The organism is Acinetobacter sp. YH01021 (assembly GCF_013420255.1).
Lineage (GTDB): Bacteria > Pseudomonadota > Gammaproteobacteria > Pseudomonadales > Moraxellaceae > Acinetobacter.
Genome location: NZ_VOYO01000028.1, coordinates 21,652 through 29,736, shown reverse-complemented (window position 1 = coordinate 29,736; position 8,085 = coordinate 21,652). Strand labels below are relative to the sequence as shown.

At 44.2% G+C, this 8,085-nt stretch carries 5 protein-coding genes and 4 tRNA genes; 1 reads left to right on the top strand and 8 read right to left on the bottom strand.

The genetic code is table 11. The features are described from left to right. Nucleotides 1-633 precede the first annotated feature (633 nt). From FTT86_RS14035 to secA, 8 genes are all read right to left on the bottom strand, one after another. A tRNA-Pro gene (locus tag FTT86_RS14035) sits at nt 634-710 on the bottom strand. 17 nt (nt 711-727) lie between these two features. Further along, a tRNA-His gene (locus FTT86_RS14030) sits at nt 728-803 on the bottom strand. A 33-nt stretch (nt 804-836) separates the two neighbouring features. After that, nucleotides 837-913, bottom strand: a tRNA-Arg gene (locus FTT86_RS14025). A 34-nt stretch (nt 914-947) separates the two neighbouring features. Next, nucleotides 948-1,024 (bottom strand) — tRNA-Pro (locus tag FTT86_RS14020). A gap of 151 nt (nt 1,025-1,175) precedes the next feature. Beyond that, the gene (gene nadA / locus FTT86_RS14015) at nt 1,176-2,243 is read right to left on the bottom strand and encodes a quinolinate synthase NadA (RefSeq protein ID WP_180181393.1); all 1,068 of its coding nucleotides are present in this window, start codon (nt 2,241-2,243) and stop codon (nt 1,176-1,178) included. A gap of 153 nt (nt 2,244-2,396) precedes the next feature. After that, entirely contained in the window at nt 2,397-3,617 is a 1,221-nt protein-coding gene (gene argJ, locus FTT86_RS14010) for a bifunctional glutamate N-acetyltransferase/amino-acid acetyltransferase ArgJ (protein ID WP_180181392.1), read from the bottom strand. Nucleotides 3,618-3,776: 159 nt separating this feature from the next. Continuing rightward, nucleotides 3,777-4,130 carry a hypothetical protein gene (locus tag FTT86_RS14005; protein ID WP_005106111.1) on the bottom strand — a complete coding sequence of 118 codons (354 nt, stop codon included), beginning with the start codon at nt 4,128-4,130 and terminating at the stop codon, nt 3,777-3,779. Nucleotides 4,131-4,268: 138 nt separating this feature from the next. Further along, on the bottom strand, nt 4,269-6,995 hold the full coding sequence (secA, locus tag FTT86_RS14000; RefSeq protein WP_180181391.1) for a preprotein translocase subunit SecA: 2,727 nt from the start codon (nt 6,993-6,995) through the stop codon (nt 4,269-4,271). A 332-nt stretch (nt 6,996-7,327) separates the two neighbouring features. Here secA and FTT86_RS13995 point away from each other — a divergent pair, with 332 nt between their 5' ends. Then, the gene (locus tag FTT86_RS13995) at nt 7,328-7,969 is read left to right on the top strand and encodes a peroxiredoxin (protein ID WP_005252799.1); all 642 of its coding nucleotides are present in this window, start codon (nt 7,328-7,330) and stop codon (nt 7,967-7,969) included. Nucleotides 7,970-8,085: the final 116 nt, after the last annotated feature.

The following is an 8,085-nucleotide window of genomic DNA, read 5'->3' as shown; positions in this document are numbered from 1 at the left end:
CAATCTCAACTAAGTTACTGTTTTATCAGAAGTTTTAATCTTCATCACCGCCGATGGATGTGCATTCTACAGGATTCCCAACCCAATACAACCCCTATTTTTAAATAATTCAGCAAAATCATCACGATTGTTTATTTATTCTACAAAAAATACAGGTTTTTCTATTTTTCACTCAAAATTTATTCAATTATTGATGTTTTAAAGTAGTTTATTTACTTATCAATGGGTATTTCTAGTTAATTTAATTGCTATATCTATCTAAAAATTTTTTATTGTCTTTATTTCAGATCAAACACAACAGATGAGTTAATAAAATAGATTTACTATGGAATCCCTTACCCATTTTAAAAATATAATCCTCATCCATCCATTAAAATTCCACTCAACAAGATAATCACTCTATAGATAAACTCTGGTTAAATTGTTGAATGATTAAAATTAAGAGTGAAGCAATGCGAGAAGAAAGCAATCTTCAATGCACAGTTTTATTAGATGAAAAATAATTTAATAGGAATTCGAGCATTCATCATGATAGCCACCGATAACAATTGTATATTTTTTATTCACATTGAATTTCAGGCATAAAAAAACCGCTTAACGCGGTATCTTTTATCTCGAACATCTTGAAGGAGATGGTCGGAGCAGTAGGATTCGAACCTACGACCCCCTGGTCCCAAACCAGGTGCACTACCAGGCTGTGCTATGCTCCGATTTCAACTTTAAAAGTTGGGGTGAATGACGGGATTCGAACCCGCGACAACTGGAATCACAATCCAGGGCTCTACCAACTGAGCTACATCCACCATCATTTTGATTCTTAACATCAAGCGACCAAATGGCGCGCCTGACAGGATTCGAACCTGTGACCATCCGCTTAGAAGGCGGATGCTCTATCCAACTGAGCTACAAGCGCGTTACTGATGCAAACATCATTTGCCTTGAAGAATTGGTCGGAGCAGTAGGATTCGAACCTACGACCCCCTGGTCCCAAACCAGGTGCACTACCAGGCTGTGCTATGCTCCGATTCATCTCAGCTTTCGTATCGAACATCGTTCGGTACGGTGTGCATTCTAGGCGCGACGCCCGGAGACGTCAACACCTATATTTAAAAAAAACCGAAAAAACGCTTCAAGCGTTTATTTATCAATCGCTTCAGACATTTTTTATACAAATTTTAACGTTTTAGTCCGGCACTAAAGTTCAGCATGCGATCTAGAGGTAGTTTAGCTCGTTCAGCAAGTACCGGCTCGACATGCACTTCCTGATCTTTATGCTGTAACACATGCAAGATACCATCCAGCTCGTTCATGGCCATCCAAGGACAATGCGCACAAGAACGACAAGTTGCCCCCTCTCCTGCGGTTGGTGCTTCAATCAGAATTTTATCCGGCACTGCCTGCTGCATTTTATAAAAAATACCGCGATCAGTAGCTACGATTAAACGCTGATTTGGCAAAGTTTGTGCTGCTTTAATTAATTGTGAGGTACTACCCACCGCATCGGCAATCTCGACCACAGACATCGGTGATTCGGGATGTACCAGAACTGCCGCATCTGGATAGAGCTCTTTCATATTGGCAATACCGCGTGAACGGAATTCTTCATGCACGATACAGGCGCCATCCCAGAGCAACATCTCTGCACCGGTTTTTTTCTGGATATAATGACCCAGATGCTGATCTGGTGCCCAGATGATTTTTTCGCCCAGACTGTCCAGATGTTCGATAATTTCCACTGCACAACTTGAAGTGACGACCCAATCAGCTCGGGCTTTCACGGCCGCTGACGTGTTGGCATAAACCACCACGGTATGATCCGGGTGCGCATCGCAAAAAGCGGTAAACTCATCGACAGGACAACCTAAGTCCAGTGAACAGGTCGCTTCCAAAGTTGGCATCAGCACGGTTTTATTGGGTGAAAGAATTTTAGAGGTTTCGCCCATAAATTTCACACCAGCTACCACAAGCGTTGAAGCTGGATGATCGCGACCAAAACGCGCCATTTCCAGTGAATCGGAAACACAGCCCCCCGTCAGTTCAGCCAGTTCTTGCACTTCAGGATCACAATAATAATGCGCCACCAAAACAGCATCCTGTTTTTCCAGCTCTGCCTTGATCTGTGCAAATTTGTCCAATTTTTCCTGCTGGCTCATTTGATGTTCTTGTGGAACACCTAAACGATCTAAATGCGCCTGCACAATCGATTTAGCTTCATTGGCTATTAATTTGGTCGCATCATTCATAACAACTCTTACTCTACCCTCATGGTTCACTATTCAATGAACCTTTCACCCTACATCCCGGTCATCTCTGGCGAAATGCTATTTTTGACCAGTCATTAAAAATCATTAAGTATAAAAAAAGCCCCACAACGGAGGCTTTATAAACAATCTGAATTATGAGCGATAATCTGCATTGATTTTTACGTAGTCATACGACAGGTCACAGGTATAAACCGTATCTTTTGCCTGACCTCGTCCAAGATCAACACGAATCGTCATTTCAGCCTGGGCCATCACACGTGCACCGGCTGCTTCAGTATAGTCTGCTGCCGCACCACCATCTTTGCAGATTTGTACATCATCTAACCAAACCTGAATTTTTGCAACGTCTAAATTCGGTACACCGGCATAACCAATCGCTGCCAGAATACGGCCCCAGTTTGGATCAGAAGCAAAGATCGCGGTTTTGACCAGCGGTGAATGCGCAATGCTATAGGCAATATCGCAGCACTCTTGAATATTGCCACCACCTTCTACAGTCACGGTAATGAATTTAGTCGCACCTTCACCATCACGTACAATCAATTGCGCAAGGCGTTTCATGGTACGTGTCAATACGTCTAGCACCACTGCATAACGCGGATCTCCAGTCGAAGTGATATCAGCCCCACCGGCCTGACCTGTAGCAATAAAGATACATGAGTCATTGGTTGAGGTATCGCCATCAATGGTAATACGGTTAAACGATACATTGACAGTTTCAGTTAATAACTGTTGAACCAGTTCACGGCTGATCGGCGCATCTGTCGCAACATAACCCAACATGGTCGCCATATTCGGGCGAATCATGCCAGCACCTTTGGAAATACCCGTCATGGTATAAGTCACACCATCCAGCTCGAACTGTTCTGATGCACCTTTCGGGGTGGTATCTGTGGTCATGATTCCAGTCGCTGCATCGCCCCAGGCATCATCACGCAATGAATCCAGCGCAGGCTGTAAACCTGTAAGCAAACGCTCCATTGGAAGCTGCTCACCAATCACACCAGTCGAGAATGGCAACACTTCAGCAGCCTGTACGCCTGCAAGTTCAGCTAACTTGGCACAGGTGGCTTCTGCATTTGCCATGCCTGTAGGACCTGTTCCTGCATTGGCATTGCCGGTATTGATTACCAGGTAACGTGGATTTCCCGCTTGCAAATGTGCTTTGGATACATGCACAGGTGCTGCACAAAAGGCATTCTGGGTAAACACCCCAGCAACATTGGAGCCTGCAGCCAGTTCAAATATCACCAGGTCACGTCGGTTCTGATAGCGCACATAAGCTTCAGCCGAACCAATTTTAACCCCTTTCACCACATGCATCTGTGGCATAGATACGTCACCAACTGCCATTTTAAAGTCCAATATTGAAGTTTTAGAAAAATACAGCTTAGTTGATCTGCAACAAAAAATCGAGCCAAAGCCTGAGCCAGCCTGAGATTTGTTATGGGTTTTCACAATAAAAAATCAGTCATCAAGACTGGTTTCTACGTTTTTAAAATTAAGATATTTTTAATTTTGTGCAAGTTGTCCAGATTCGCTTAGTAAAGCCTGTTTCGCTTGTTGTTGACTTGCACTAGAAAGTGCAGGATTAGTAGCAACAATACGGTCTGCATTTGCCGCATTAGCAGCTGCAATCGCAGCGGTCTGCAACACAATCGGACGATTCTGATTGGCAAAGGTATAACGGATGCCGGTACGTGGGCTTGCCACAGTCACTTGTGCATCGGTACGTTGTACTTGAGCAGTAGTCGTACCCACCGCTTGCTGAACTTTATCAATTGTTGTGGTCGCTGCAGTTTGTGCAAAACTTAAGGCAGGCGTTGCCAAAGCGGCAATTATGAGCGTTTTTAATACTTTTTTCATTCAGGTTATTCCACTTTGAGGTGTTGAATGAGCCATTAAATAGCATTTAATTCCTAAGACTGCAAACAGTATTCAATTTCTGAAAAATCTTCATACATAAAAAAATCAGAGCCATGGGGCTCTGATTTTTAATAGCGTTTAGATCTTGCCATGACACTGTTTGTATTTCAGACCTGAACCACATGGACAAGGCGCATTACGACTTGCCGGTGCTTTAAAGACTGGTGCTACAGGATTCGCCTGAGCATTTTGCTCGGTCGTCACCTCATGTTCACCTGCCAGCAAGCCGTCAAACTCTTCATGAGATAACTGCAAACGCATTGCCTCAGCCTGTGCCTGCTGCTGTGCTTCCATTTCCGCCAGCTCTTCAGGTGTCGGTACGTGGATGCGTGACAGATCTGTCACGACATCGGACTTAATCGTACCCAGCATGTTTACAAACAGGTTATAAGCTTCTTTTTTATATTCCTGCTCTGGATTCTTTTGCGCATAACCACGTAAATGAATACCTTGACGCAAATAATCCATAGCCGCCAGATGCTCTTTCCAATGACGATCCAGAGAATTCAGCATAAAGTGACGTTCAAGCGAAGCTGCAGATTCTTCACCCATTTGTTCACGACGTGAACGGTAGCGGTTCAGTACTTCATCGGTAATGCGCACCACCAAAGCTTCTTCATCCAGACGACGGTCCTGTTCCAGCCATTGTCCGATAGGAAGATCCATCGAAAGATCTTCACGCAGCGCCAGTTCCAGACCTTCACTATCCCACTGGTCATGAATCGATTCAGGCGGAATATAGTTGGCGATTACACCCTGCATCACTTCACGGATCATTTCTTCAATATAATCCTGCAGTGAATTTTCTGCCAGAATGTCGTCACGCTGACTATAAATGATCTTACGCTGTTCGTTATTGACGTCATCGTATTTCAGCAAATTCTTACGAATATCGAAGTTACGTGCTTCCACTTTACGCTGCGCATTTTCAATCGAGCGAGACACCATTTTGTGCTCAATCGCTTCATCTTCCTGCAAGCCCATGGCACGCATCATGCCGACTACGCGATCACCGGCAAAAATACGCATCAAGTCATCTTCAAGTGACAGATAGAAACGCGATACACCCGGGTCACCTTGACGACCGGCACGACCACGCAGCTGGTTATCGATACGGCGTGATTCATGACGCTCGGAACCGATAATATGCAAACCGCCTGAATCCAGCACAGCCTGGTGATTAACATCCCATTCTGCTTTCAGACGCGTTTCATCTTCAGGAGTCGGGTTTTCAATTTTAGCCAGCAACGCCTTCCAGTTACCACCCAAGAGAATATCGGTACCACGACCGGCCATGTTGGTGGCAATCGTCACTGCACGCGGCGCACCGGCCTGCGCAATAATATCGGCTTCACGTTCGTGCTGTTTGGCATTCAGTACTTCATGCTGGATCCCTGCCGCTTTTAGCTTATCCGACAGAATCTCAGAAGCTTCAATGGTGGCTGTACCAATCAAAATTGGTGCGACACCAGCTTCATGCACACGCTGAATTTCTTGAATAATCGCGTTATATTTCCCTTCACGATTTAAATAAATTAAATCGTTATGGTCTTGACGAATCATTGGACGGTGGGTCGGAATCAGCACCACATCCAGACCATAAATTTCTTTCATTTCCGCTGCTTCAGTATCAGCAGTACCGGTCATACCGGATAATTTTTTATACAGACGGAAATAGTTCTGGAAGGTTGTGGTTGCCAGAGTCTGGTTTTCCGGCTGGATTTCCAGACCCTCTTTGGCTTCTACGGCTTGATGCAAACCTTCAGACCAGCGACGTCCCGGCATGGTACGACCGGTATTTTCATCGACAATAATCACTTCACCATCGTTGATGATGTATTGCACATTGCGTTGATAGAGATAATGGGCACGGATCGCTGCAGTGACATGATGCAACAGGTTCAGGTTCGACGCTGAATACAAGCTCTCGCCTTCTGCCAGCAAGCCCATTTCAATCAATTCACTTTCAATGGTTTCAAAACCCACTTCAGTAATTTCAACTGAACGCTGTTTTTCATCAATCCAGAAGTGACCGCCATCCGGCACTTTCTCTTCTTTCTGTGCCTGTAATTTTCGTGGAATATTATTGATGGCTGCATAAAGCTGTGAAGAATCTTCACTTTGACCGGAAATAATCAACGGGGTACGTGCTTCATCAATCAGGATCGAATCGACCTCATCGATAATCGCATAGGTCAAACCACGCTGCTTTTTCTCAGCCAGCGAGAACACCATGTTGTCACGCAGGTAGTCAAAGCCAAATTCGTTATTGGTACCGTAAGTAATATCGGCACGATAAGCTTCAGCTTTTTCCATCGGATTTTGCATGGAATAAATAATGCCGATGCTTAAACCCAAAAACTCAAATAATGGACGGTTCAACTCGGCATCACGTTGCGCCAGGTAATCGTTCACGGTAATGACATGCACGCCCTGACCACTGATGGCATTCAGATAACAGGCCAAAGTACCCATCAGGGTTTTACCTTCACCGGTACGCATTTCTGCGATTTTGCCTTCATGCAAGGTAATACCACCGATCAGCTGCACGTCATAATGACGCATGCCCATCACCCGCTTCGCCGCTTCACGACAGACTGCAAATGCTTCAGGCAATAATTTATCGAGGGTTTCACCCTTATTATATCGTTGTTTGAATTCTTCAGTTTTTGCAGATAAGTCTGCATCGCTAAGGGTAGATATCGTCGGCTCGAGCACATTAATCTTGTCTACGATTTTACGCATGCGTTTGAGTTCGCGCTCATTTTTGGTACCGAAGATTCCTCCGATCAGACTTGCCAACATGAATAGACTCTCTAAATCTTGCTTGTCAAATGAATATGTTCTTAGTCGTTATTATGGTGCTAGAAATTTGAACTACAAGGGTTTTGCTGTAAAACCGCTAAAAAAATCTGATCCTTAGTTCTAGCCCTAAGATCTAAGGCAAAGTAATGTAGCAAATTTTCCCTGTGCAACATAGTCAATTAAGTGACTGATTTTTGCGCTTCTGGATAGATGGATATCCTACTTATGCAATTTACTCATAAAGAAAGCAAAAAACACTATTTTTAATCATAAAAAAATTGGTTCATATTAAATCCTATCTCGACACTAAAAGACCAATTGAGGCTAAAAAGATGAGTTTACGTCTAGGCGATACCGCACCGAATTTTGAACAGCAATCCAGTGAAGGCCTGATTAATTTTTATGACTTTCTGGGTGATAGCTGGGGCATTTTATTTTCACACCCTGCCGACTATACACCGGTATGTACGACTGAACTTGGCTATACCGCAAAACTGAAAGATGAGTTTGCAAAACGTGGTGTTAAAGCGATTGCCTTGTCAGTTGATGATGTGGAGTCGCATCATGGCTGGATTAAAGATATTAATGAAACCCAGAACGCCACGGTGAATTTCCCGATCATTGCCGATCAGGATCGTAAAGTTTCCGAGCTATATGACTTTATTCATCCAAATGCCAGTGAAACTCTAACGGTTCGTTCTTTAGTGGTCATTGATCCCAATAAAAAAGTCCGTTTGATTATTACTTATCCTGCATCGACCGGCCGTAATTTCCATGAAATCTTGCGTGTGGTGGATTCACTTCAACTCACCGATAAACATAAAGTGGCCACGCCTGCGAACTGGCAGCATGGTGATGATGTTGTGATTATCCCTTCACTGAAAGATGAGGAAGAAATCAAGCAACGTTTTCCAAAAGGTTATACAGCGGTCACGCCTTACCTGCGCTTAACGCCCCATCCTGAGCAAGGATAAGCAGAGCACTGCTCTGCCCTTGCGCAAGGTGAGAAGCTATGCTTCGAGCAACAAATTAAAAGGACTCCTTTTTAATTTTGCGCAAGACAAGCGAAGCGCGTAGCACAGGATAAGAT